The organism is Flaviaestuariibacter terrae (genome assembly GCF_054777635.1).
This window is the reverse complement of sequence record NZ_BAAHAL010000008.1, coordinates 1,344,448-1,367,251: the sequence shown is the minus strand read 5'-3', so window position 1 is coordinate 1,367,251 and position 22,804 is coordinate 1,344,448. Positions and strand designations below refer to the sequence as shown.

Here is a 22,804-nt window from a genome sequence, read left to right as displayed (position 1 = left end):
GCTTTAGAAAAAGCCCTCGATTTAAACCAACTATGAGATCACTCCATTCGCCACAGAGGGATGATCAGGAGTAAATACGGGAAAGGAGAGGGATTGGTTTGCTCCGGAAGTAATTAAGTGGGAAGTCAGAATTCTGAAGCTGTTCGGGGCGTCATTAGGGGCGTTCTGGACTCCTCGCAATGACTGATACAGGGAAGATCTTACTTCCAGCTTCCCACTTCCGACTTAGTATTTTGATTAAAGCTCTCCGTACACATACATGTTCTGCAGCGTCGGGGAAGGGCTACCGCCCTTGGGCTCCAGGGTGATGGCGAAGGCCTGGGCGTTCTGCACGTTCTTCATCTTGACCATGAGGCGGTCCTGGCGGAGCTCGAACACACCGAGGTCGACGGGCTTTTTGTCGATAAGCGCCCAGAGCTGGTACTGCTGGTTTTGTGCGGGGGCCGGCAGGTTCTGGATCATGAGGTAAACGTCCTTGGAGGTGGTATCCCAGAAAACCGTCACGTGCGACTTGGTCGGCGCGCTGGGGACGCTCTGGAGCGCCGTCATTTTCATGTTGGGATTGCGCAGCGCCTCGGCTTCGTTCTGGATCCTGGCGAGCTGCGAGCGGGTATCGGCCAGCTGCTGCCGGAGGCTGTCGTTGCGGGCAATGGAGCGCTCGAGGCTGTTAAGGCGGCTGTTGTTGCTTAGCGCCCACCAGATGGCGCCGGCGGCGAGGAGGGCGCAGGCCGCGGCGGCCCACTTCCACGAGTTGATGGGGCGCACCTGTGCCGGGCGGGCCACGCCGTCGGCAGCGCTGGGTTCCGCCGGTGTGCTGAGCGCGCCCAGTACCCGCTCCTTCAGGAATACGGGCGGCGCCGGGGCGTCGGCCAGCATCTGCCCCTCGAGCTCCTGCTCGAAACGGTCGCGGGCCGCAACCAGCTCGGGGTATTGACGACACAGTGCTTCGAACTCCTGCCTTTCCGCGTCGGTGGCGAGTCCCAGCACGTAGCTTTCAATGATTCCGCTCGATATGTATTCCTTTATGTTCACGGTTCTTTTACTAGGTTGCGCAGTTGAGACAGCGCGCTGCGCAGGCGCGTTTTGACAGTGCCCAACGGGATGTTGAGCGCTTTGGCGATCTGGTCGTGGGTGAAGCCCTGGTAGTACGACAGGTCGATGAGCTGGCGCTGTTCGTCCTTCAGGCGGAGCAGCACCTTGCGGAGGCCGTAGTCGTCGGTTGCGGGCCGCACTACCGGGTGGTTGAGCCCTGCCTCGTCGATCGGCTGCTGCCGCAGGCTTTGCTGGTAGCCCTTGGACCGCACCTTGTCGATAGCGGCGTTCCGGGCTATGTTCAGCATCCAGGTAAAGAGCCGTCCTTTCTCCGCATCGTAGCTGTCGATCTTTCGCCAGATGCTTACGAACACTTCCTGAACCACATCCAGCGAAAGCTCCTCATCAGTGACAATCTGCTTGACGATACCCTGCAGGGCACCCGCATAATGGTCGTAGAGGTAGCTGAAACCCGCGTTGTCTTTCGCACGCAGCAGGCTTACCAGCTCACTTTCGGAGTATGTGGTCTTGACGCTCAAAAGTTGGTTACCGGGATGAATTGTGTGTGTTTGTAACAAGACACCCGGGTCATATACGAGCCCGGGTGTAATCTGGATTTATCAGTGAACGAGCGACTGGTACGCATTGGCGTCCATGAGGCTCGCAGCGGCCGCCGGATCGTCGAGACGGAGGCGCACCATCCAGCCTTCGCCGTAGGGGTCAGTGTTGACCAGCTCCGGGTTGGCAGCGAGTTTGGGGTTGAGCTCGAGAATGGTACCGTTCACGGGCAGGTAAAGGTCAGACACGGTCTTTACCGCTTCAACGGTTCCGAATACGGTGCCTTCCGTCATAGCCTGGCCTACCGTTTCCACTTCCACATACACGATGTCGCCCAGCTCACGCTGCGCAAAATCGGTGATGCCTACGGTCGCCTCGTCTCCTTCAATCCGGATCCACTCGTGGTCCTTCGTGTAACGTACATTCTCGGGAAAATTCATATGGAAAGATTATGGCTGCAAGATAACAGTTTACTGTTTACAGTTTGGCGTTTGCCGTTGAACAGCTACGCGTGTCCGTAAACCAGGATGAACACACAATCCGCTCAAAAGTTCAAGGACGCAGCACTTCCAAAAAACCGGAAACCGGAAACCCCAAACCGGAAACCCAAAACTGGAAACGCTATCTCCGCCGCACGAGCCGGGCCCGGATGATCCGGACGTCCTGGACGGGACGGTTGGGAGGGTCGGTGCTGACGGCCGCCGACGCAATGCGGTCGACGATGTCGAGGCCTTCGACGACCTCCCCGAAAACGGTGTAGTTGCCATCGAGCTGCGGCGTTCCGCCGACCGACTTGTAGATGGCGCGGCGCTCCGGGCTGATCTTCCGTCCCTGCAGGCGGGCCACCTCGATCGAATCGAGCTCCCGGTCGGTAAAGGTCCGGCCCTGCACGAGGTAAAATTGGCTCGCGCTCGAGTAGCGGAGCGGGTTGATGGCATCGCCCTCGCGGGCGGCAGCCAGTACGCCCTTCCGGTGAAACAGCGTGACACGCAACTCCGCGGGCACGCCGTAGCCCGGGCCACCTTCGCCCAGCTTCTGCCCGGCCACGGCCCGCCGGCTGTCGGGGTCGCCGCCCTGGATCATAAAGCCACGAATGACCCGGTGAAAAAGCGTGCTGTCGAAGTAGCCGGTCCTGACGAGGCGAAGAAAGTTGTCGCGGTGCAGGGGCGTGGAGTCACTGAGGCGGAGTCGGATGATGCCTTCGGTGGTCACGAGCTCAATGTCGCGGCGGTAGTCGCGCGGGCGCAGCTTCACCGGCCGCTGCGCGGCTGTTGCAACCGAAAGCAAAAGGAGGAGCAGGATTCGGGAAGCGTGAAGCGTCAATCGTGAATGCATCCCCCAATATATCAATGTTTGGGTTACGGCCGCCTTCCGTCGGGAAGCGGCCGGAGATAGCCTAATCGAGGATTCCCTGGGTCTGGAAATACAGCAGTATATGATCCTTGAGAAAGTTTTCCTGCTCGTGGGGCATCAGGTTGGGCATGGGTTTGAGCTGGCTGAAATGCGGCCAGCCCTCGGCATCGACGCCGGCAAGCTCAAAGTAGCCGCTCGGGCCCAGCACGGTGCAGATCGCTACGTGCATCAGGTCCTGTTTCTGCTCCTTCGAAAACTTCTTGCGGATGTCGCCCAGCTCCTGGATGCCGATCAGGAAGAGGATGCTCTCCACGTCGGGCTTTTTCTCAAAGCGGCTCATCAGCTTCTCCTCCAACTTCCACCAGCGTACCTGCAGGTCGTCTTTCATCTCCATGAAGCAAAGTTAAGTTAAGGGGCACAAGGTTCGGAACCGCGAAGAGAATAAGAAAAGAAGTTGATACGCGAAGCAATAGTCTTAGCGAATAGCTTATTCACTTCTTTCCTTAGCGGTTCCGAACCTTCTTTACCGCCCTCCACCTTTTTTCAGCCCTTATCTTTGGAGCCTTCAAAAAAACAGAACATGCTGCAACTGGCCGTACTGCGCAACGACCCGGCAAAGGTGAAAGAGCGCCTCGCCGTCAAACATTTTAAAGACCTCGACCTTGTCGACAGCGCCATCGCCCTCGACGACGAGCGCCGCCGTCTTACCGCCCAGTACGACGACACCAAATCCAAGGTGAACGCCGCCTCCAAGGAGATCGGCGCGCTCATGGCCAAGGGCCAGAAGGAGGAAGCCGACAGCCGGAAGAAGGACGTGGAGCAGTTCAAGGCAACACTCGGACCGATCGAGCAGCAACTGGCCGATACCGAGGCGCGGCTCAACGAGCTGATGCTCCGCTTTCCCAACCTGCCCTCCGAGCTGGTGCCGCCCGGCAAGACTCCCGAAGAAAACGTGACCGTGCGCGAAGGCGGCTCGAAGCCCGTGCTCCCCGCAGGCGCCCTGCCCCACTGGGAACTGACAAAGCGCTACGACCTCATCGACTTCGAGCTCGGGGTAAAGATCACCGGCTCCGGTTTTCCCGTCTATAAAGGCAAGGGTGCCAAGCTGCAGCGCGCGCTTATCCAGTATTTCCTCGACTTCAATACAGCCGCCGGCTACACCGAATACCTGCCGCCCCACATGGTGAACGAGGCTTCGGCGCTCGGCACCGGCCAGCTTCCCGACAAGGAAGGCCAGATGTACCATGCCACGGCCGACAACCTGTACCTCATTCCCACGGCCGAAGTGCCCGTGACCAATATCTACCGCGACACGATCCTCAAGGATTCCGACCTGCCGGTAAAGATGACAGCTTACACACCCTGCTTCCGCCGCGAGGCCGGCTCTTACGGTAAAGACGTCCGCGGTCTCAACCGCCTCCACCAGTTCGACAAGGTCGAAGTGGTGCAGCTCGCCCATCCCTCGAAAAGCTACGAGGTGCTCGACGAGATGGTCGCCCACGTGGAGCGGCTCGTGCAATCGCTCGGACTCCCCTACCGCATTCTCCGGCTTTGCGGTGGCGATATGAGCTTTGCTTCGGCCCTCACCTACGACTTCGAGGTATGGAGCGCGGCGCAGGAAAAATGGCTCGAGGTAAGCTCGGTATCGAATTTCGAAAGCTACCAGACGAACCGGATGAAGGCGCGCTTCAAGGAAGACGGCAAGACGCAGCTGCTCCACTCGCTCAACGGGTCGTCGCTGGCGCTGCCCCGCATCCTGGCGGCCCTGCTCGAAAACAACCAGGACGAGAACGGCATCAAGCTGCCACCCGTGCTGCATTCGTACTTCGGCGGCGAGATGATTTAGTCTGCTAATTAAGCAGTCTGCTAATGGGCTAGTCTGCTAGTCTGCTAATAAAGCAGTCTGCAAATTGGATAGTCTGCTAGTCTGCTAATTAAGCAGGCTGGAGATATGCTAGTGAGAAAGCGATGTTGGTATCAAACCTGCAATAGCAGACCAGCAGATCAGCAGACTCGCAGATTTCCTGGTATCGAACCTGGATTTGCAGACTATTTCTTTATATTTAATGCCACAACATTGATTTTATGAAGCAACTTCTTTTCGCCTGTACCCTTGCCGCTGTCCTGGCAGCCTGCGCCCATAAAGTAACCCCTACTTCGAGCACGCCTGCTTCCTCCTCGGGCAGCAGCACATCCGGCACTACTCCTGCCAGCAGCAGCACCGCTGCCGCGAAGGTCGAAGCCGGCCACCAGGTGTATACCGCCAAGTGCGGCCGCTGCCATGGGCTGAAAGAACCTTCCAACTATACGGCCGAACGCTGGGTACCGATCCTTGCCAGCATGGCTCCAAAGGCGCGCCTTTCCGAAGAAGAGACTGCGCAGGTGGCTGCCTACGTGCAGGCCAATGCGAAAAAATAAGCTACCGTAGTTCTACGGATAATGGAAGCCGGCCCTGCGCCGGCTTTTTTATTGCGGTGCCGTGCAAACGAAAAACGTCGTGTTAAGGCGAAGGCAATTATTTGTTAAGCCGCATTATCTTGGGCCGCGAAACCGGGAGACCGGTTGTCTGTTTACTCCTAAATCGACTACATGAAAAAACGGGTTTTACTGATCCCCCTCTTTCTCGCGGCCAGCAGTGGCTACGCGCAATGGACGAAAGGCCGCTACGTTGCCGGCGCCGGCGGCTCCTTCAACCAAACCGACAATGCGGGTGCTTCGTCGGGCAACACAGGCAGCAGCCATTATCATGGCGGCAGCATGGGCCTGAGCGTAGGCAAACTGCTGCGCGACAACCTGGCCGCCGGTGTCGAAATCAGCTATGGCTGGTCGAAAGGGAGCACCGACACCGATCGCGACCGCGGCTCCAATATCGGGGGCGGCTTCTTCCTGAAGCGCTATCTGCCGATCGCCGGACGATTCAGCTTCGACGTTGCCGGTGGGCTTCAATACAACCACGGCGCCGGCGACTCCTGGGTGAACGACGTAAAATTCAGCAGCTGGCGGAGCAACAATGTCGGCATCGCCGTGAGCCCCGGCCTGAACTTCCGGATGTCGCGGCACCTGTTCCTCTCCGGCAGGCTCGCGCAGCTATTCCGGCTGAACTATTCCGCGAGCCGCTACCACGATTTCGGGCCGATCGGCGGGACCAGCCGCAGCCGCGACTTCACAGCCGTGATCGGCGCGGGTGGCGCAATTCCTTTCCAGTTCGGCCTGACCGCACTTTTCTAACCGTATTCAGCATCTACAAAACACAATCATGAAACGAATTGTACTAGTCGCAATCGCACTCCTGTCACTGAACCTGTGCGAGGCACAGCTGCAAAAAGGCCGCGTGCTCCTCGGCGGCACCGTAAGCTTCAGCAACACCGAAAGTCGCTCGAGCATCCCCAACAACGCCTCGTATACAAAAGCATCTACTACCTATATTTCTCCCCTTGCCGGTGTATTTATCCGTCCCAACCTGCTGGCCGGCGTGTCGTTGCTATATGGAAAAAGCAAAACGACAAATGGCGATGCGGCCAATCCCCAATCGTACAACAGCGACACCTACGGCGGCGGCTTCCTGCTGCGCCGCTACTTTCCGCTCGGCGCCAATTTTTACTTCTACGTCGATGGCGGGCTCGGCTACCGCCAGAGCAACGCAACCTCCACGGTTAATTCCTTTCCCGTGAGCACAACGACAATGGAGCAGCATAACGGGTCGCTGTCCGTCAACCCCGGCGTGGCCTTCAATTTCGGCAAGCGCATCGTACTGGAAACGAGCCTGAGCAACTTTCTCAGCCTGAATTATTTCCGGTCGAGGAACCGCTCGGGCTCACAGGATTACCGGCAAAAAACATTCAGCGGCGGTATCGGCGCCGGCGGATCGATCCCGCTGAACATCGGCTTCAACATCCTGCTGGGCAAATAAGCTATCACCATCAATCGCTCCTCATGACTAAAATACTCATGCTCCTCGCCGGCATGCTCGCACTCGGAACGGCGCAGGCGCAGCTTACAAAAGGCCGCGTACTCCTCGGCGGAACCGTTGCCTTTACCGACTCCAGGTCATCGAATCACTACGCCACGCAGCAACTCGGACTGACGGCAGGCATCTTCCCTACGGACAACCTGCTCGTGGCCGCCACCGGTAGCTACTCGAACGCCCCGGGCTCGTACAGCATCGACAATGTCAATATATCGGTATCCAAAAGCTACTCGCTGGGCCTGCTGCTGCGTCGCTACTACCCGCTGGGCAAACAGTTTTACCTGACTCTCGAAGGGAGCGCCGTGTACGATCATAATTCGGGTTACTGGCAATCGGGAACATACGTGTTGCCACAGCGCAGCAACGGGTTCACGGTAGCGGCCGGGCCGGGCATCAGCTACAGCTTCGGCCGCAGGCTGCTGCTCGACCTCAACCTCGGCCAGCTGCTCTCGGTAACCAGCTACCGCCAGATTGCCCAGGATGCAACTGGCGTTGAGAAAGTACGCAGCACGCAGACAAGCGCGGGCTTCGGGCGGACGGGTACTATTCCCTTCAACATCGGCTTCAACTTTCTACTAGGACGGTAAGGTTTCAGGACGTTACGGTAGCCGGCTCTCGTGAGCCGGCTATTTTTTTGACCCGTGGGTTCATCACGGCAAACCAGGCCGGGGGCAGCAACGACAGAAGCATCATCCCGGGATAGCCCGTCGGCATCTGCGGTGCGTTCTCGTGGTGCCGCAGCACTTGATATTTGCGCGAGGCGAGGTAGTGGTGGTCGCTGTGGCGGCTAAGCTCAAAGAGCATCACGCGGCCGATAACATGGTTGGAGTTCCAGCTGTGTACCGGCTGCGCCCGCTCGTAGCCACCGGCGCTGGCGCGACGCTGCAGCCCGTAGTGCTCGATGTAGTTGACCGTTTCGAGAAGCAGTATGCCGAGCAGTGCGGCTGCGCAAAAAAGCAGCAGCGCCTTTGCGCCGAACAGCAGGCAAATGATTGCGAGCAGGCCTGCTTCGATTGCCAGGAACTGCAGCAGCTCATTGTGCACCGAAAGAGCCGCGAATCCCTTCCTGCGGGCTTCGCGCGCTGCGATCCCAGCGGCACTCCGAAGCGACCCCGTGATGGAGCGCACCCAGAAGGCATAGAGCGGCTCGCCGTAGCGGGCGCTGCTCGGGTCTTCGGGTGTGGCGACGCGCTTGTGGTGACCGCGGTTGTGCTCGATATAAAAGTGCATATAGAGCGATGACAGCAGCGAAGCCTTGGCGAGGAAGCGCTCGGCCCGGTTGCTCCGGTGCCCCAGCTCGTGGCCGACGTTGATACCGAAGGTGCCGCACAGGAGTTCCATCACGGCCGTCTTGCCCGCGATGTCGAATGCTGACCAGGGCAGACGCAGCTGCCAGAGAAACAGCAGCACGGCGCCCCATTGCAGCGGCACGATGATATAGAGCAGCGCGTCGTACAGGCGGTTGCGCCGCGCGAGTTCCTCCTCTGCGTCCGACAGGTTGCCGGCATCGGCGGGCAGCACGAGCTCGAGCAGCGGTATCAGCACCCACGCATAGAGCAGGGGCAGCAGCACCACGAAGCCGGAACCGAGGAAGGCTTGCAGCGCGCCGGCATACAGCAGCAGCGGCGAGGCATATTTGAAAGCACGGAGCGACATACTTTCTTAAAGTTACAAACGTTAACCGAGGGTGCCGGAACTTCGGGGCAACCCTTTCCGGCGGCACCACCGTCTCACTACCACGAAGCAACGCCAATGACCCTACAGCAAAAGAACCAGCACCTCCTGTGGCGCGCCGCCTTCGGCCCCGCGGGCCGCGATTGGGAAGCCCTCCTCCACCGACGCACCGAGGACTGGTACAGCAGCCTGCGCCACGACAGCGCCGCCGCGCCTGAGTACCTCAACGTGGTCGACGAGGAGCTGATGCGCTCCTATACGATCTCCGGCTGGTCGCGGTCGGTGGATGCTGCCACCCAGAAACGCGTGCAGGTAAAAAACAATAACGCCATCCGCGCCCTTAACCTTGGGTGGCTGCGCGAGATGGCCGAAAGCAAGGCGCAGCTGCGTGAGAAGATGGCCTTCTTCTGGCATGGCCACTTCTGCACCTACACGCTCAACATCCATTACGCGCAGCAGCTGCTCCATGTGCTGCGCACGAATGCGCTCGGCAACTTCCGCACACTGCTCGGCGCGGTATCGCGCTCGGCGGCGATGATGCTGTACCTCAGCGCGCAGAACAACCGAAAAGATCATCCCAACGAAAATTTCGCGCGCGAGCTGATGGAGCTGTTCACGCTCGGCCGCGGACATTACTCCGAAAACGATATCAAGGAAGCGGCCCGCGCCTTCACCGGCTGGTGGGTGGAAACCGACGGCACCTTTGCCGTACGCAACGCGGGGCATGATGGGGGTGAGAAAACCATTTTCGGGCATACGGGCAACTGGGACGGCGACGCCGTGCTCGACTTCCTGCTCGCGCAAAAGGAGACCGCCCGCCACATCAGCCGCAAGATCTACCGCTTTCTCGTAAGCGACAGTCCCGACGAAAAGCGCGTGGCCTGGCTCGCAGACCGCTTCTATAAAAACCGGTACGATATCGGCGCCCTCGTCGACGACATCTTTACCGCCACCTGGTTTTACGACAAGTCGGTGCCGGGTGCGCGGATCAAGAGCCCGGTGGAGCTGTTTACCGGCATCCGCCGCACGCTTTCCGTATCGCTCGAAAATGAAGAACAATACCTCATGCTGCAGCGGGTGCTGGGCCAGGTTCTTTTTTTTCCGCCCAACGTAGCCGGCTGGCCCGGTGGCCGCAGCTGGATCGACAGCACGACACTGATGCTCCGCATGCGCCTGCCGCAGATGCTCAACGAAAGGGATGCGCTCAACGTGCAGGTAAAACCCAATAACGACATGCAGCCGCAAAGCAACGTGGTGAACGCCGTGTTCTCCAACGCCAAGACGCATACGTTAGAAAAGGATACCCGCATCGATGCGCGTATCGACTGGGACACACAGCTGCGGCGCTTTGCGTCGGTACCGCGCGCGGAGCTCGTGCCGGCCATCGCGACGGCCCTGCTCCCTTCGGGCCTGCAGGTGCCGCCCGCGCTGATCACGTCATACGCCAGCGATGCCACGCGCGAGTCGTTCGTCAGGAGCGCCATCCTGCAGGTGATGAGCCTGCCGGAGTACCAGCTTTGTTGATGTCGGTAATTGACGGCTGACGGATTCGTGAATCGCGAATCGGCAATCGGCAATGACGACGAGTTCTTATCATCACGCCCGACCTTGCCCCCCTTCCCTTTGGGAAGGGGCCGGGGGATGGGTCCTCACTTGCTCACCGCTCACATTTTCTGCCATGCTCATCAAACGACGCACTTTTCTCCAGACCAGCTCTCTCGCCACGGCGGCGCTCTTTGTGCCCAAGTTCCTGAAAGCCTTCGAGGCGCCCAGGCGCGTGCCGGCGGGCAACAAGGTGCTCGTGGTGCTGCAGCTCACGGGCGGCAACGACGGCCTCAACACCATAGTGCCGCTGCGCAACGACCTGTATTACCGGGCCCGCCCGACGCTGGCGCTGCCGCGAGAAAAGACCATCGCCCTCCGCGACGACGTGGGCCTGCACCCGGCGCTTCCGGCTTTTGCCGATGCCTGGCACGACGGCTCGCTGGGTATCCTCAACAGCGTTGGGTATCCAAACCCCGACCGCTCGCACTTCCGCTCCATGGACATCTGGCACAGCGCATCCGACAGCAACGAATACCGCAACACGGGCTGGATCGGCCGCTACCTCGACAGCCGCGGCGATGGCTCTGCACAGGCCCTCGAGCTCGACGACACCCTGAGCCTTGCACTCAAGGGAGCACAGACGAACGGCATGGCGATGCGTGACCCCCGGCTCCTGTTTGGGCTGGCCAACGAAAAGTTTTTCCGCGATGCGTCTGCCAGCCACATCGGGCACCAGCACGAGCATGCCGACTATCTTTATAAAACGATGGCCGCCACGCTTTCGGGCGTCGACCATATTGCGCAGAAGACCGGCGTGCGCAGCAGTGCGCCGGCCTATCCCAACTCGCCGATGGGCAAAGCCTTCGGCACCATCGCCTCGCTTATCCTGGCCGACCTCGATACGAAAGTGTATTACGTGTCGCACTCCGGCTACGACACCCATGTAAACCAGGAGATGTACCAGCAGCGCGCGCTCAAGGAAGTGAACGATGCCGTGGCGGTTTTCTGCAAAGACCTCCGCGACAACCACCGCTTCGACGACGTGCTCCTCGTTACCTTCTCCGAGTTCGGGCGCCGCGTGGGCGAGAACGCATCCAAGGGCACCGACCATGGCTGCGCCAACAACCTCTTTGTACTGGGTGGCGCACTCAAGGAGAAGGGCCTGCTCAACGCGCTCCCCGACCTCGCCGACCTCGACGAGGGCGACATCCGCCACCGCGTCGACTTCCGGCAGGTGTATGCGACGCTGCTGCGCAACTGGCTCGGGAGCGATGCCACCGAGGTACTGGGCGGCCGCTTCGACACGCTCAAATTCATATGAGGCCCGGTTAAACGACCGGTGCCGCGGCCGGTCATACGTCGGCAAAACCGTCCCATGCCCCATCAGTTACGAAACCAGCACCTCCTCTGGCGCGCCGGCTTCGGCCCTTCCGCCGACCAGCTCGGGCGGCTCTCCGAGGCGGCTCCCGCCGATACCTACGCCGCCCTACGCGCCCTTTCGCAAAAGGAGCCGGCTTATATCGATGCCCTCGACGACAACCTCAAAAGCCTCATCGCTAGCAGCACCGAGGGAGGCACGATGGCGCCCCCTGCCGATCCCGAAACACGGCGGATGCTCCGCGAACAAAGCCGCATCGGTATCCGCACGCTCAACCTTACCTGGCTGGCGCAGCTCGTAGCGAGCCCGCAGCAACTCCGCGAGAAGATGGCCTTCTTCTGGCATGGCCATTTTGCTTCGCGCAACCTCAACGTAGTTTACCAGCAGCAGCTGCTTGATGTCATCCGCCGCAACGCGCTCGGCTCCTTCCGCAACCTGCTGCTCGAGGTGTCGAAGTCGGCCTCGATGCTCAACTTCCTCAACGCGCAGCAAAACCGCAAGGATCACCCCAACGAAAACTTCGCCCGCGAGCTGATGGAGCTCTTCACGCTCGGGCGCGGCCATTACACGGAGACGGATGTAAAGGAGGCCGCCCGCGCCTTCACCGGCTGGGGCGCAACTTTCCGCGGCGAGTACCAGTTCCGCCGCTTCCAGCACGATGACGGTGTCAAGACGGTCCTGTCCAAATCGGGCAACCTTTCCGGAGAGGACGTGCTCAACCTGCTGCTGGAGCAGAAGCAAACCGCGCGCTTCATCAGCCAGAAGATCTACCGCTTCCTGGTGAACGAAGACGTGGACACGAAAAAGACCGAGTGGCTCAGCGACCGGTTTTACAGGAGCGATTACAACATACAGGGTTTATTGGATGACATCTTTACATCGAGTTGGTTTTACGATCCGAAAAACATCGGCACGCGCATCAAGTCGCCGATCGAGTTGCTGGCGGGCATGCAGCGCCTGCTGCCGATGAAGCTGGCCAACGAGGAAGCCCTGTTGCTGGTACAACGCCTGCTGGGGCAGCAATTGTTTTACCCACCGAATGTAGCCGGCTGGCCCGGTGGCCGCAGCTGGATCGACTCGTCGACGCTCATGATGCGCATGCGGATCCCGATGCTGCTCAACGAGCAGGACGACCTCAACGTGCGCCCCAAGACCGACGACGACGTCAGCGGCGGAAAGACGGAAGCCCAGCCCGCGGCCCTGCGCAATGGCGGGCGCGTCCTCAATACCCATATCGAGTGGGACCGCTACACGAAGCAGTACGGCGACGTTCCGCGGGCGCAGCTCCTCGACGTCATTTCGGGTCACCTCCTGCAAACGCCCCTGCGCGTGCCGGCATCGGCCATCGCGGCCTTCGCCGACGACAGCAGCCGCGAGGCCTATGTGAAGAGCGCAACGCTCAAGCTGATGAGCCTGCCGGAGTACCAGCTTTGTTGATCGCAGTAATGGCCGACTGACGGGTTCGTGAATCGCGAATCGGCAATCGGCAATGACAAACGAGTTCTTATCATCACACCCGACCCTGCCCCCCTTCCCTTTGGGAAGGGGCCGGGGGATGGGTCCTCACCGCTCACATTTTTGCCATGCTTATCCAACGACGCACCTTCCTCCAGACCGGCTCGCTCGCCACCGCGGCGCTGTTCGTGCCCAAGTTCCTGAAAGCTTTCGAAGCGCCCAGGCGCGTGCCAGCGGGCAACAAAGTAGTTGTGGTGCTGCAACTAAGCGGCGGCAACGACGGCCTCAACACCGTGGTTCCGGTGCGCAACGATATCTATTACCGCACGCGGCCGAAGCTCGCGATCGACCGTGCGAAGGCCCTTTCGTTGAGCGATGACGCAGGCCTGCATCCCGCGCTCACGGCTTTTGCCGATGCCTGGCACGACGGCTCGCTCGGCATCCTCAACAGCGTCGGCTACCCAAATCCCGACCGCTCGCACTTCCGCTCGATGGACATCTGGCACAGCGCTTCCGCCGCAACCGACTACTGGAACAGCGGCTGGCTTGGCCGCTACCTCGATGCCCAGTGCCACGGCTGCGGGCAACCGACGCAGGCCCTCGAGATCGACGACACCCTCAGCCTCGCGCTGAAGGGCAAGGACTTCAACGGGCTTGCGCTGAAAGACCCGCGCCGCCTCTACGGCACCAGCAACGAGCGCTTCTTCCGCGAAGTGTCGAAGCAGTACACGCACGACGCACACGACGAGCAGCCCGTAGACTACCTCTATAAAACGATGTCGGGCACGCTGTCGTCGGCCGACTATATCTTCCAGCAGTCGCGGCTGCACCCCACGGGCGCCCAGTATCCCAACAGCAACCTGGGTAAGGACCTGAAGACGATCGCCTCGCTTATTTACTCCGAGATCAACACCAAGGTGTATTATGTGTCGCTCGGCTCGTTTGATACCCATGTGAACCAGGAGGCGCAGCAGCAGCGGCTTTTCCAGGAACTCAACGACGCCGTGGGCGCCTTCAGCAAAGACATGAAAGCGGGTGGACGCTGGAACGACGTGCTGCTCTTTACCTTCTCCGAATTCGGGCGCCGCGTGGCGCAGAACGCCTCGGGCGGCACCGACCACGGCACGGCCAACAGCATGTTTCTCCTCGGCGGCGGCCTGAAGCAACAAGGACTTCTCAACGCCCTCCCCGACCTCTCCGATCTCGACGACGGCGACCTGAAGCACAAGGTTGATTTCAAGCAGGTGTATGCCACCATCCTCAACAAGTGGCTCGGCGCGGATGATCAGGAGATACTGGCGAAGAAGTATGAGTACCTCGGGTTCCTTTAGCGGCACGCAGATCGCGCAGATAACGCAGATAATGAAAAGCCCCGTCGCATTGCGACGGGGCTTTTCAACGAAAAAATTCAATCTGCGTTATCCGCGTTATCTGCGTGCGGTTACTTCACGCCATGCATCATCTTCCGCAGCTTGAACGACAGCAGGAACAGGATGACGGCAGCAGCGCCGGCAAAGCCCACGAAGATCATGAAGTAGGTATGCAGGTTGTCGATGGTCACACCGAGGAATACGGGGCGCGGGCCGGTGGCCTTCGGATCGGGGTAGAGCGAGCTCATGGTGCCGGCCAGCTTGTTGCCGGTGGCGATCGCCAGGAACCAGATTCCCATCATCAGCGAGGTAAAGCGGCCGGGCGTCAGCTTGTTTACCATCGACAGGCCGATGGGGCTCAGGAACAGCTCACCAACGGTGTGCAGGAAGTAGAGACCGGTGAGCCACCAGATGCTCACTTTCACGAGCGGGTCGGCGGGTGTACCAAAGGAGATGTAGAGGAATCCGAGGGCCAGGAGGCCGAGGCCGATGGCCTGCTTCATCGGGGCGGGCGGGTTGATGCCGCGCTTGCCGAGGTAGCTCCACAGGGCTGCGAAAATGGGCGCCAGCAACACGATAAAGCCGGCGTTGAAGCTCTGGAAGTACGAGGCCGGCATTTCCCAGTTGCCCAGGTGGCGGTCGGTTTGCTCGGCGGCGAAGAACGTCAGCGAGGCACCTGCCTGCTCAAAACACATCCAGAAGAAGATCACGAAGATCATGATGATCACGATCACCCAGAGGCGGTCTTTTTCCACCTTCGTGAGCGAGCGATCGGTGAGGATCGCGAAAGGTCCGACGGCCGTCATCGCGTAGATGGCCGAGCCCCAGAAGTCGACACCCAGCACTTTCCAAATGATGAGGAAGGCGGCGATGATGGCGCCGATCAGCAGCATGATCTGCGTGTTGCTGAAGCCGGTAACGGCGGCTGTTTCCACCACGTCGCCTTTGGCGGGCGCCACGAGGTCGCGCGATTTGTTGGCGGTGACACCCAGCGGGCGACCGTCGTGCGACACCACGTATTTGTCTTTCGTAAAGTAGAATATCACGAGGCTCACGAGCATGCCCACGCCGGCGGCGAAGAAGCCCCACTTGAAGTCGACGTTCTCACCGAGGTAGCCGCAGATGAGCGGAGCAAAGAAGGCGCCCGCGTTGATACCCATGTAGAAGATGGTGTAGGCCGCGTCTTTCTTGCCGGCGCCGGCCTCGGTCTCGGGGTACAGCTGGCCAACCATCGTGGAGATGTTGGGCTTGAAGAAGCCGTTGCCGAAGATGAGGAAGGCAAGACCCGTCCACAGCAGCGTGGTGGTAAAGCCCGATGCGCCTTTATCGGTTGCGGAGGCGCAGAAGAAGAGGATGAACTGCCCGATGGCCATCAGCAGGCCTCCCGCGAAGATCGAGCGGCGGTTGCCCCAGTAGCGGTCGGCCACGTAGCCGCCGATAAGCGGCGTGAGGTACACAAGGCCCGTGTAGGAGCCGTAGATATTGGACGCATAAGCCTTGTCGAACAACAGCTTGTTGGTCATGAACAGTACGAAAATGGCGCGCATGCCATAGTAGCTGAAGCGCTCCCAGAACTCGGTGGCGAATAAAACATACAGGCCGGCAGGATGGCCTTTCTTATCGGCTACAGGCGGCTGCTCCATCAAGATCTGGTCTTCGGGTAAAACATTCATACGGACAGGTAATTAATGATAAACTGTGGTTTTTTGTTCGGGAATAGACTGCCTAAAATAGGGATTTTTTGATACCTCGTTTCGAAAGCAGTTCTTCTTTAACAAAGCCGGCAGCAGGCAGGGAGCAAAGTAGGTGGCCGCGTCGCTTCCTTCTTTATTCAACTGGTCCTTGTTCCTTGTTCCGCGGTTGCCTTTCTTTGTTGTCATGAACATCCTTCTCCTCGGATCGGGTGGCCGCGAGCACGCCCTCGCCTGGAAGCTGCGCCAGAGCACTCTTTGCGACCAGCTGTTTATCGCCCCCGGCAACCCCGGCACCGCCCGCGAAGGCGTCAACCTTTCCTTTGCCGCCAGCGACTTCGAAGCCGTCCGCGCCGCCTGCCTCGAGCGCGCCATCGACCTGCTCGTGATCGGCCCCGAGGAGCCGCTGGTAAAAGGCCTGGTTGATTTCCTGAAAGCGGATCCGAAGCTGTCTTCGCTGGCCATCATCGGCCCGTCGAAAGAAGCCGCGCAGCTCGAAGGCTCCAAGGCCTACGCCAAGTCGTTTATGGCGCGTCACGGGATCCCCACCGCCGGCTACCGCGAATTCACCATCGACAACCTCGACGAAGGCATCGCCTACGTGCGGCGCCACACGCTCCCCGTGGTGCTGAAGGCCGACGGCCTTGCCGCGGGCAAGGGCGTGCTGATCTGCACGTCGCACGAAGAGGCTGCCACCGAGCTCGAAGCCATGATCCGCGCGGCCAAGTTCGGCGCCGCATCCGCCAAAGTGGTGGTGGAGCAATTCCTCGATGGCATCGAGCTGTCGGTGTTCGTGCTTACCGACGGCCACAGCTACGTGCTGCTCCCCGAGGCCAAGGACTACAAGCGCGTGGGCACCGGCGACAGCGGGCTCAACACGGGCGGTATGGGCGCTGTATCGCCCGTTCCCTTTGCCGACGACGACTTTATGAAGAAGGTGCGCACGGAGATCATTGCACCCACGGTGCGCGGCTTCGAAGCCGAAGGCCTCGACTACAAAGGCTTTGTGTTCTTCGGACTCATCAAGGTCGACGACGACCCCTTTGTGATCGAATACAACTGCCGCCTCGGCGACCCCGAAACCGAGGTCGTACTCCCCCGCACCCGCGGCGACCTCGCCGCAGCGCTCCTCGCCACGGCGCAGGGCCGCCTCGCCGACGTGCAGCTGGGTGTCGACCCGCACGCGGCGGCCACCGTTATGGCAGTATCGGGTGGCTATCCCGGCGCCTACAAACAGGGCTTCGCCATCGAAGGCCTCGCGGCACGCCCCGCCGAAGGCAGCCACGTATTCCACGCCGGCACCGCCGAGCGCGACGGCCACATCGTTACCGCCGGCGGCCGCGTACTCTGCGCCACTACCCTGGCCCCCACCCTGGCCGAAGCCGTCGCTGGCGCGCAAAAAACGCTCGAAGGCATTTCGTTCGAAGGCATGTATTACCGGCCCGACATCGGCTACGAGTTTCTCTAACGAGGGCGGCCTGTTTACGTCCGGCTTGCCGGATGATGCCCCCGCGACGCAGCCGGCTTCGGATAACAACCTATCTCCACGGGGACCCTGAATCCCCGCGTGCCGCGGGGCCTATCCTCCTTTTTCCCGGGCGTGCCGCCCGGCTACCAAACGTGCATCCCTGCGGGATGCGGGTCCGATGAGGCATTTTGATAAAACACGGCGCATGCGTTAGGAATACCGAGCCGACGCGCCTTTTCTCCATCGCCGCATCCCGCAGGGATGCCCGCTCGGTTGTTCGCTATCCACCATCCCGCAACGATGCCTAACCAATTATCACATCATGCCCGCTGGGTTGTTCCATTTCCCCATACACCTTCCCTTATCGACGCCCAGCCAATTCCCATTTCACCCCACCGCATCCCGCAGGGATGCCCGCTTGGTGGCCCAATGGATGGACAACGAAAACCGGCACCCCGGAGGGGTGCTACCTCCGCGACCTGCCGCCCCGATGCTGCGGGAAGGGCTGCCAACGGCCCCGCTGACCAATGTCACCCCACCCTTCCGGAATGATTCGTTACTTCGCAGTTTAACGACTTGCCATGAACCCCAGCGAAACTTCCAACAGCGGCGGCTGCCCCTTCGGCGCGGGCGCCGGCTCCACCCCGGCGGCCTCCGGCGCACCCGATGCCGTTCACTACCACGATTACCTCCAGCTCGATAAGATCCTCTCGGCGCAAACCCTCGAGAGCGATAAAAAGGGCGCGACGGCCCACGACGAGATGCTCTTCATCGTCATCCACCAGACCTACGAGCTCTGGTTCAAGCAGCTCCATTGGGAGGCCGACTCCCTCGTCGACATCATGGCCCGCCCGGCCCTCAACGACAACTCGCCCGAACTGCAGACCGTCGTGCACCGCCTCGACCGCATGGCCGTCATCCTCCGCGTGCTCGTGCACCAGATCGACATCCTCGAAACGATGACGCCGATGGACTTCCTCGACTTCCGCGACCTGCTGCGCCCCGCATCGGGCTTTCAAAGCTGGCAGTTCAAACTCCTGGAAGCCAAGCTGGGCCTCAAATTCGAGCAACGCCACGGCAAGGAATACTACACCGCCTTCCTCCGCAGCGAGCACGTTAACCTGATCAAAGCGGCCGAAAACCAACACTCCTTCCTGCAGCTGGTGAACAGCTGGCTGGAGCGGATGCCTTTCTTCGACAGCCCCGAACTGTGGCAGGAATATGCAGCCTCCTACGGCGCCCCCGACTTCTGGGAAGCCTACAAGTCGGTGTACAGCGGCTCGCTCGCCGAGGCCGAAAAGAACAACCTCGACCTCTTCGAAGAAGTGTTTGGGCGGCAGCAGGAAACGCACTACACGCTGTCGGCCCGCGCCAACCGGGCGGCCCTCTTTATCATGCTCTACCGCGGCTACCCGCTGCTGCAGCAGCCGTTCCAGCTGCTCAACGGCCTCCTCGAGATCGACGAGCAACTGAGCACCTGGCGCCACCGGCACATGAACATGGTGCACCGCATGATCGGCACCCGCATCGGCACCGGCGGCTCCACCGGCAAAGAATACCTCAAAGCCGCTGCCGACAAGCATTACATCTTCAAGGAGATCGCCCAGCTCACGAGTTTCCTCATCGAGCGCCGGAAGCTCCCGGCCCTGCCCAAGGCTGTGGAGCGTAAGCTCGGCTTCTCGGCATAGCGCCCCCCTCCCGACGCAGCCCAGCCGTAACCCGACGGGCAAGACACCGCGTTCGGCGAGTTTGATGGTCCCCGGGCCCAAGCTGGCACCGAAGTTGTCGGCTTGGGCCCGTCCGTCTTTTGGCCCCGGAAGCGAAGCAGGGCCGTGGCGGGCGCAACGAAAGGATGGTTTGTAGTTTGCAGTTAAATGAAAAAGCAAGTAAAAACCGGTACAAACGATAAACTACAAACGACAAACACTCTTTCAGACACTACATTTGCAGCAACATTTCTTAATAACAGAGTAGCATGGGACTTTTTAACTGGTTTACCCAGGAAATAGCGATCGATCTGGGCACGGCGAATACACTGATCATCCATAACGACGAAGTGGTGGTGAACGAGCCCTCCATCGTTGCCCTTAACCGCAACAACCCCAAGGAAGTGCTGGCGGTCGGGAAGCGCGCTCTGATGATGCATGAAAAGACCCACGAGAGCATCAAGACGATCCGTCCCCTCAAGGATGGCGTGATCGCCGACTTCAACGCGGCCGAGCTGATGCTCCGCGAAATGATCAAGTTGGTTTATCCCAAGAAGCCCCTCTTCCCGCCCTCCTGGCGCATGATGATCTGCATTCCCTCCTCGATCACCGAGGTGGAGAAGCGTGCCGTGCGCGACTCCGCCGAGCAGGCCGGCGCCAAGGAAGTATACCTCATTCATGAGCCCATGGCCGCTGCCCTCGGTATCGGCATCGACGTCGAAGAGCCCGTCGGCAACATGATCATCGATATCGGCGGCGGTACCACCGGCATCACGGTGATCGCCCTGGCCGGTATCGTGTGCGACCAGTCGATCCGCATCGCCGGCGACGAATTCACCGCCGATATCATGGAAGCCCTCCGCCGCTACCACTCGCTGCTGATCGGTGAGCGCACCGCCGAGCAGATCAAGATCCAGATCGGCGCCGCCATGAAAGACCTCGACAACCCGCCCGACGACCTCCCGGTCAACGGCCGCGACCTCGTAACCGGTATCCCCAAGCAGATCTACGTGGGCTACCAGGAGATCGCCGAAGCACTCGACAAAAGCATCTTCAAAATAGAAGAGGCCATCCTGAAGGCACTCGAGCAAACGCCTCCCGAGCTTGCCGCCGATATCTACCGCCGCGGCATCTACATCACCGGCGGCGGCGCCCTGCTCCGCGGCCTCGACAAGCGCCTCTCCCAGAAGATCAAGCTCCCGGTTCATGTAGCCGACGACCCGCTGAAGAGCGTCGTGCGCGGCACCGGCCTGGCGCTGAAGAACTACGAGCGCTACCCCTTTGTCATGAGATAACATCTTAGGATCTCGGATCTCCGGATCTCGGATCTTAGGGCCCGGGAAACAGATCCGAGATTAAGAGATCCGAGATAACCAGATTTTCCCTTTGCGTAACATTTTCGCTTTCATCCGCCGCCACTTTGTCTTCCTGGCCTTTGTGCTCCTGGAGATCCTGTCGCTGTGGATGCTCTTTTCGTACAACAGCCACCACCGCACCGTCTTCCTAGGCGTCGCCAACGAAGTAACGGGCTCCATCAACAAGCAGGTAGACAAGGTCGACGACTACTTCCACCTCGTGGAGGAGAACCGTCGCGTGCACCGGATGAACGACTCGCTCCTCAACCTGCTCCGCGCCAACTACAATGTGCCCGACACCCTGCAGCAGGTGCGCACCGACTCGGTTCGCCAGGATTCGCTCTGGAAATACCGGCGCTGGGTGTACCGCGATGCCAAGGTGGTGTACAACTCCGTCAACTTCGACAACAACTACATCCAGCTGAACCGCGGCTCGGCCCAGGGCATCCGCGACAATATGGCCGTCATCTCCTCCGATGGCGCCGTGGTGGGCGTCGTGGTCAACACAAGTCCCAACTTCAGCCAGGTGCTGAGCCTCCTGCACAGCAAAAGCAATGTACCCGCGGCACTCAAGAAGACCGGCACCATCGGCACCGTGCGCTGGGATGGCAAAGACCCGCGCTTCGTGGTGCTCCAGGGCATCAGCAAGGATGTGGAGGTGACGCGCGGCGACTCCGTGCTCACCAGCCCCTATGCCTACAACTATCCCCCCGGGTTTTATATCGGCCGCGTGGCCTCCGTTGCCGTCAACAAGGCAACAGGCTTTTACGAGCTCCGCGTGCAGACCGCGGTTAACTTCGCCACCGTGCAGCAGGTGTTCGTGATCGAGAACCTCCAGCGCGCCGAGCAGCAGCAGCTGGAGCAGGACACCGAGAAAAAGATTGAACAGGAAAAACCCAAGACCCATTGAGCGACCTCGTCAAAAATATCTTCCGCCTTATCCTGTTCCTGCTGGTACAGGTGTACGTGTTCGATAAGATCCCGCACCTGCACCGCTACATCGTTCCCTATATCTACTTCCTGTTCCTGCTTTGGCTGCCTTTCAACATGCCCCGACTGGGCCTGCTGCTGACGGGCTTCGTTACGGGCCTGGCGCTCGACTACTTCACGATGTCGCCGGGCTGGCATGCCGCGGCCTGCGTGCTGATCGCCTATGTGCGCCCCTTCGTCATCTTCCTGCTGATCCCGAAGGAAAGCAGCGAGTTTACCTACCATGAGCCCTCGCCGCGCGGCATGGGCTGGGGCCCCTACATGGTGTACGCCCTTATCCTCACCGTGCTCCACCACGCCTTCCTCACGATCCTTAACTGGCTGCAAACCGGTCCCTTCCTCGATTTTCTCATCCGCACCGCCTCCTTCACCGCCATCAGCATGCTGCTGATCCTGATCGTGGAGCTGCTGTTTCCGCGAAAGCTCAAATACCGCACGAATACCGCATAGGATCTTTAGCTCCCGGATCTCGGATCCGGGAGCTCGATTCAGCGCCGTCATTGCGAGCGCAGCGAAGCAATCCCCCGACGTTTACTCAGGAGGTACATCAGTGCCAGCCATCATGAGATTGCTTCGGGACGCCCGCTTCCGGCGGTCGCCGCCTCGCAATGACGGTCCACCGGGGCTTCCGTCCTGCACTTCCGACTTCTCCACTTCCGACTTAGCAACTTCCACTTCTGCCACTATGTCTGTCATTCCGGCCCGGCCCTATTATTGACCTGTCCCGGGTTCCACCTCTAATAGCTTTTATGGAAATTGAAATCTTCACGCTGGCCGATCACGCGCAGGACGTAGGCGGCAAGCTCTTTATCAGCGGCACCTTCGACACGATCCAGGCACCGCAGTTCCCGCTCACCTACCCCGCGTTCTCGCTGGCGATGCGTCTTCGCTTCTCCGCCAAGGAAGCCGGCAACTACCAGCTTAAGCTCCGTGCCCTCGACCCGAAGGGCAACGACCTCATCAAGGCCATGGAAGGCGACCTGCCCGTGGCCGCACCGGTGGCGCCCGCTTCGTACAGCGCCATCAACTTCACCGTAAACCTGTACCAGATCCAGTTTCCCGAGCCGGGCATCTACACCTTCGAGCTGCTTCTCGACGGCGAATGGCGCACGGGTCTCAAGCTGAATGTGGTGCCGCGGACGGCATAGCGATAGCGAATATCGATTTTAACCTATCGAATAGCGATGGCAACGGCGCCGCCAAAAGAATAAGTCCGGTTTTTGCACTTTCCTTATTCGTTATTCGATATTCGATATTCGATA

The 22,804-nt window shown here is 60.1% G+C and carries 22 protein-coding genes; 15 read left to right on the top strand and 7 right to left on the bottom strand.

Going from position 1 to position 22,804, the window contains the following annotated elements; genetic code table 11:
- Window positions 1-237: 237 nt before the first annotated feature.
- The 5 genes from ACYU7Z_RS14135 to ACYU7Z_RS14115 all read right to left on the bottom strand — a co-directional run bounded on the left by ACYU7Z_RS14135 (window position 238) and on the right by ACYU7Z_RS14115 (window position 3,337).
- On the bottom strand, window positions 238-1,032 hold the full coding sequence (locus tag ACYU7Z_RS14135) for an anti-sigma factor (RefSeq protein ID WP_460571555.1): 795 nt from the start codon (window positions 1,030-1,032) through the stop codon (window positions 238-240).
- Window positions 1,029-1,571 carry an RNA polymerase sigma factor gene (locus ACYU7Z_RS14130; protein ID WP_460571553.1) on the bottom strand — a complete coding sequence of 181 codons (543 nt, stop codon included), beginning with the start codon at window positions 1,569-1,571 and terminating at the stop codon, window positions 1,029-1,031. Before ACYU7Z_RS14130 ends, ACYU7Z_RS14135 begins: the two co-directional genes overlap by 4 nt.
- An 81-nt stretch (window positions 1,572-1,652) precedes the next feature.
- Window positions 1,653-2,030, bottom strand: a complete 378-nt coding sequence (gcvH, locus tag ACYU7Z_RS14125; RefSeq protein WP_460571551.1) for a glycine cleavage system protein H — start codon at window positions 2,028-2,030, stop codon at window positions 1,653-1,655.
- A 181-nt stretch (window positions 2,031-2,211) separates the two neighbouring features.
- Window positions 2,212-2,925, bottom strand: a complete 714-nt coding sequence (locus ACYU7Z_RS14120; protein ID WP_460571549.1) for a peptidylprolyl isomerase — start codon at window positions 2,923-2,925, stop codon at window positions 2,212-2,214.
- A gap of 61 nt (window positions 2,926-2,986) precedes the next feature.
- Complete coding sequence (locus tag ACYU7Z_RS14115) at window positions 2,987-3,337, bottom strand: hypothetical protein (RefSeq protein WP_460571547.1); 351 nt, start codon at window positions 3,335-3,337, stop codon at window positions 2,987-2,989.
- Between the two features lie 186 nt (window positions 3,338-3,523).
- Between ACYU7Z_RS14115 and serS the strand changes: the two genes are divergently transcribed.
- From serS to ACYU7Z_RS14090, 5 genes are all read left to right on the top strand, one after another.
- Complete coding sequence (gene serS, locus ACYU7Z_RS14110) at window positions 3,524-4,789, top strand: serine--tRNA ligase (RefSeq protein ID WP_460571545.1); 1,266 nt, start codon at window positions 3,524-3,526, stop codon at window positions 4,787-4,789.
- 239 nt (window positions 4,790-5,028) lie between these two features.
- A complete protein-coding gene (locus ACYU7Z_RS14105; RefSeq protein ID WP_460571543.1) occupies window positions 5,029-5,361 on the top strand; it encodes a c-type cytochrome in 333 nt (110 codons plus the stop codon).
- 171 nt (window positions 5,362-5,532) lie between these two features.
- Complete coding sequence (locus tag ACYU7Z_RS14100) at window positions 5,533-6,171, top strand: outer membrane beta-barrel protein (RefSeq protein ID WP_460571541.1); 639 nt, start codon at window positions 5,533-5,535, stop codon at window positions 6,169-6,171.
- A gap of 28 nt (window positions 6,172-6,199) precedes the next feature.
- Window positions 6,200-6,853, top strand: a complete 654-nt coding sequence (locus ACYU7Z_RS14095) for an autotransporter outer membrane beta-barrel domain-containing protein (protein WP_460571539.1) — start codon at window positions 6,200-6,202, stop codon at window positions 6,851-6,853.
- 23 nt (window positions 6,854-6,876) lie between these two features.
- Window positions 6,877-7,497, top strand: a complete 621-nt coding sequence (locus ACYU7Z_RS14090) for a hypothetical protein (protein ID WP_460571537.1) — start codon at window positions 6,877-6,879, stop codon at window positions 7,495-7,497.
- A gap of 4 nt (window positions 7,498-7,501) precedes the next feature.
- Here the strand turns inward: ACYU7Z_RS14090 and ACYU7Z_RS14085 are convergent, their stop codons facing one another.
- Window positions 7,502-8,566, bottom strand: coding sequence for an alkane 1-monooxygenase (locus tag ACYU7Z_RS14085; protein ID WP_460571535.1), 1,065 nt, complete (start codon window positions 8,564-8,566; stop codon window positions 7,502-7,504).
- Window positions 8,567-8,662: 96 nt separating this feature from the next.
- On the opposite strand from ACYU7Z_RS14085, the gene ACYU7Z_RS14080 reads away from it, so the two are divergent.
- From ACYU7Z_RS14080 to ACYU7Z_RS14065, 4 genes are all read left to right on the top strand, one after another.
- On the top strand, window positions 8,663-10,108 hold the full coding sequence (locus ACYU7Z_RS14080) for a DUF1800 domain-containing protein (protein WP_460571533.1): 1,446 nt from the start codon (window positions 8,663-8,665) through the stop codon (window positions 10,106-10,108).
- A gap of 154 nt (window positions 10,109-10,262) precedes the next feature.
- The gene (locus ACYU7Z_RS14075) at window positions 10,263-11,450 is read left to right on the top strand and encodes a DUF1501 domain-containing protein (protein WP_460571531.1); all 1,188 of its coding nucleotides are present in this window, start codon (window positions 10,263-10,265) and stop codon (window positions 11,448-11,450) included.
- A gap of 54 nt (window positions 11,451-11,504) precedes the next feature.
- On the top strand, window positions 11,505-12,944 hold the full coding sequence (locus tag ACYU7Z_RS14070; RefSeq protein ID WP_460571529.1) for a DUF1800 domain-containing protein: 1,440 nt from the start codon (window positions 11,505-11,507) through the stop codon (window positions 12,942-12,944).
- Window positions 12,945-13,090: 146 nt separating this feature from the next.
- The gene (locus ACYU7Z_RS14065) at window positions 13,091-14,293 is read left to right on the top strand and encodes a DUF1501 domain-containing protein (RefSeq protein ID WP_460571527.1); all 1,203 of its coding nucleotides are present in this window, start codon (window positions 13,091-13,093) and stop codon (window positions 14,291-14,293) included.
- Window positions 14,294-14,403: 110 nt separating this feature from the next.
- On the opposite strand, the gene ACYU7Z_RS14060 is transcribed toward ACYU7Z_RS14065, so the two are convergent.
- Window positions 14,404-16,005 carry a peptide MFS transporter gene (locus ACYU7Z_RS14060; protein WP_460571525.1) on the bottom strand — a complete coding sequence of 534 codons (1,602 nt, stop codon included), beginning with the start codon at window positions 16,003-16,005 and terminating at the stop codon, window positions 14,404-14,406.
- Between the two features lie 205 nt (window positions 16,006-16,210).
- Between ACYU7Z_RS14060 and purD the strand changes: the two genes are divergently transcribed.
- The 6 genes from purD (at window position 16,211) to ACYU7Z_RS14030 (ending at window position 22,690) form a co-directional block, all read left to right on the top strand.
- Window positions 16,211-17,491: a phosphoribosylamine--glycine ligase gene (gene purD, locus ACYU7Z_RS14055; RefSeq protein WP_460571523.1), complete on the top strand. Its 1,281-nt coding sequence runs from the start codon at window positions 16,211-16,213 to the stop codon at window positions 17,489-17,491.
- A gap of 581 nt (window positions 17,492-18,072) precedes the next feature.
- Window positions 18,073-19,179 (top strand): tryptophan 2,3-dioxygenase, encoded by a 1,107-nt coding sequence (locus ACYU7Z_RS14050; RefSeq protein ID WP_460571521.1) that lies wholly within the window; start codon window positions 18,073-18,075, stop codon window positions 19,177-19,179.
- A gap of 287 nt (window positions 19,180-19,466) precedes the next feature.
- A complete protein-coding gene (locus ACYU7Z_RS14045) occupies window positions 19,467-20,492 on the top strand; it encodes a rod shape-determining protein (RefSeq protein ID WP_131853580.1) in 1,026 nt (341 codons plus the stop codon).
- Window positions 20,493-20,583: 91 nt separating this feature from the next.
- Window positions 20,584-21,462, top strand: a complete 879-nt coding sequence (gene mreC / locus ACYU7Z_RS14040; RefSeq protein WP_460571518.1) for a rod shape-determining protein MreC — start codon at window positions 20,584-20,586, stop codon at window positions 21,460-21,462.
- Complete coding sequence (locus ACYU7Z_RS14035) at window positions 21,459-21,992, top strand: rod shape-determining protein MreD (RefSeq protein WP_460571516.1); 534 nt, start codon at window positions 21,459-21,461, stop codon at window positions 21,990-21,992. The genes mreC and ACYU7Z_RS14035 overlap by 4 nt, the downstream gene beginning before the upstream one ends.
- A 299-nt stretch (window positions 21,993-22,291) precedes the next feature.
- Window positions 22,292-22,690, top strand: coding sequence for a DUF6941 family protein (locus tag ACYU7Z_RS14030; protein ID WP_460571514.1), 399 nt, complete (start codon window positions 22,292-22,294; stop codon window positions 22,688-22,690).
- Window positions 22,691-22,804: the final 114 nt, after the last annotated feature.

Coding starts and splice junctions, on each gene's coding strand:
- gcvH (WP_460571551.1), bottom strand. CDS start 2,030: ATGAATTTTCCCGAGAATGTACGTTACACGAAGGACCACGAGTGGATC.
- ACYU7Z_RS14120 (WP_460571549.1), bottom strand. CDS start 2,925: ATGCATTCACGATTGACGCTTCACGCTTCCCGAATCCTGCTCCTCCTT.
- ACYU7Z_RS14115 (WP_460571547.1), bottom strand. CDS start 3,337: ATGGAGATGAAAGACGACCTGCAGGTACGCTGGTGGAAGTTGGAGGAG.
- serS (WP_460571545.1), top strand. CDS start 3,524: ATGCTGCAACTGGCCGTACTGCGCAACGACCCGGCAAAGGTGAAAGAG.
- ACYU7Z_RS14105 (WP_460571543.1), top strand. CDS start 5,029: ATGAAGCAACTTCTTTTCGCCTGTACCCTTGCCGCTGTCCTGGCAGCC.
- ACYU7Z_RS14100 (WP_460571541.1), top strand. CDS start 5,533: ATGAAAAAACGGGTTTTACTGATCCCCCTCTTTCTCGCGGCCAGCAGT.
- ACYU7Z_RS14095 (WP_460571539.1), top strand. CDS start 6,200: ATGAAACGAATTGTACTAGTCGCAATCGCACTCCTGTCACTGAACCTG.
- ACYU7Z_RS14090 (WP_460571537.1), top strand. CDS start 6,877: ATGACTAAAATACTCATGCTCCTCGCCGGCATGCTCGCACTCGGAACG.
- ACYU7Z_RS14085 (WP_460571535.1), bottom strand. CDS start 8,566: ATGTCGCTCCGTGCTTTCAAATATGCCTCGCCGCTGCTGCTGTATGCC.
- ACYU7Z_RS14080 (WP_460571533.1), top strand. CDS start 8,663: ATGACCCTACAGCAAAAGAACCAGCACCTCCTGTGGCGCGCCGCCTTC.
- ACYU7Z_RS14075 (WP_460571531.1), top strand. CDS start 10,263: ATGCTCATCAAACGACGCACTTTTCTCCAGACCAGCTCTCTCGCCACG.
- ACYU7Z_RS14070 (WP_460571529.1), top strand. CDS start 11,505: ATGCCCCATCAGTTACGAAACCAGCACCTCCTCTGGCGCGCCGGCTTC.
- ACYU7Z_RS14065 (WP_460571527.1), top strand. CDS start 13,091: ATGCTTATCCAACGACGCACCTTCCTCCAGACCGGCTCGCTCGCCACC.
- ACYU7Z_RS14060 (WP_460571525.1), bottom strand. CDS start 16,005: ATGAATGTTTTACCCGAAGACCAGATCTTGATGGAGCAGCCGCCTGTA.
- purD (WP_460571523.1), top strand. CDS start 16,211: ATGAACATCCTTCTCCTCGGATCGGGTGGCCGCGAGCACGCCCTCGCC.
- ACYU7Z_RS14050 (WP_460571521.1), top strand. CDS start 18,073: ATGAACCCCAGCGAAACTTCCAACAGCGGCGGCTGCCCCTTCGGCGCG.
- ACYU7Z_RS14045 (WP_131853580.1), top strand. CDS start 19,467: ATGGGACTTTTTAACTGGTTTACCCAGGAAATAGCGATCGATCTGGGC.
- ACYU7Z_RS14030 (WP_460571514.1), top strand. CDS start 22,292: ATGGAAATTGAAATCTTCACGCTGGCCGATCACGCGCAGGACGTAGGC.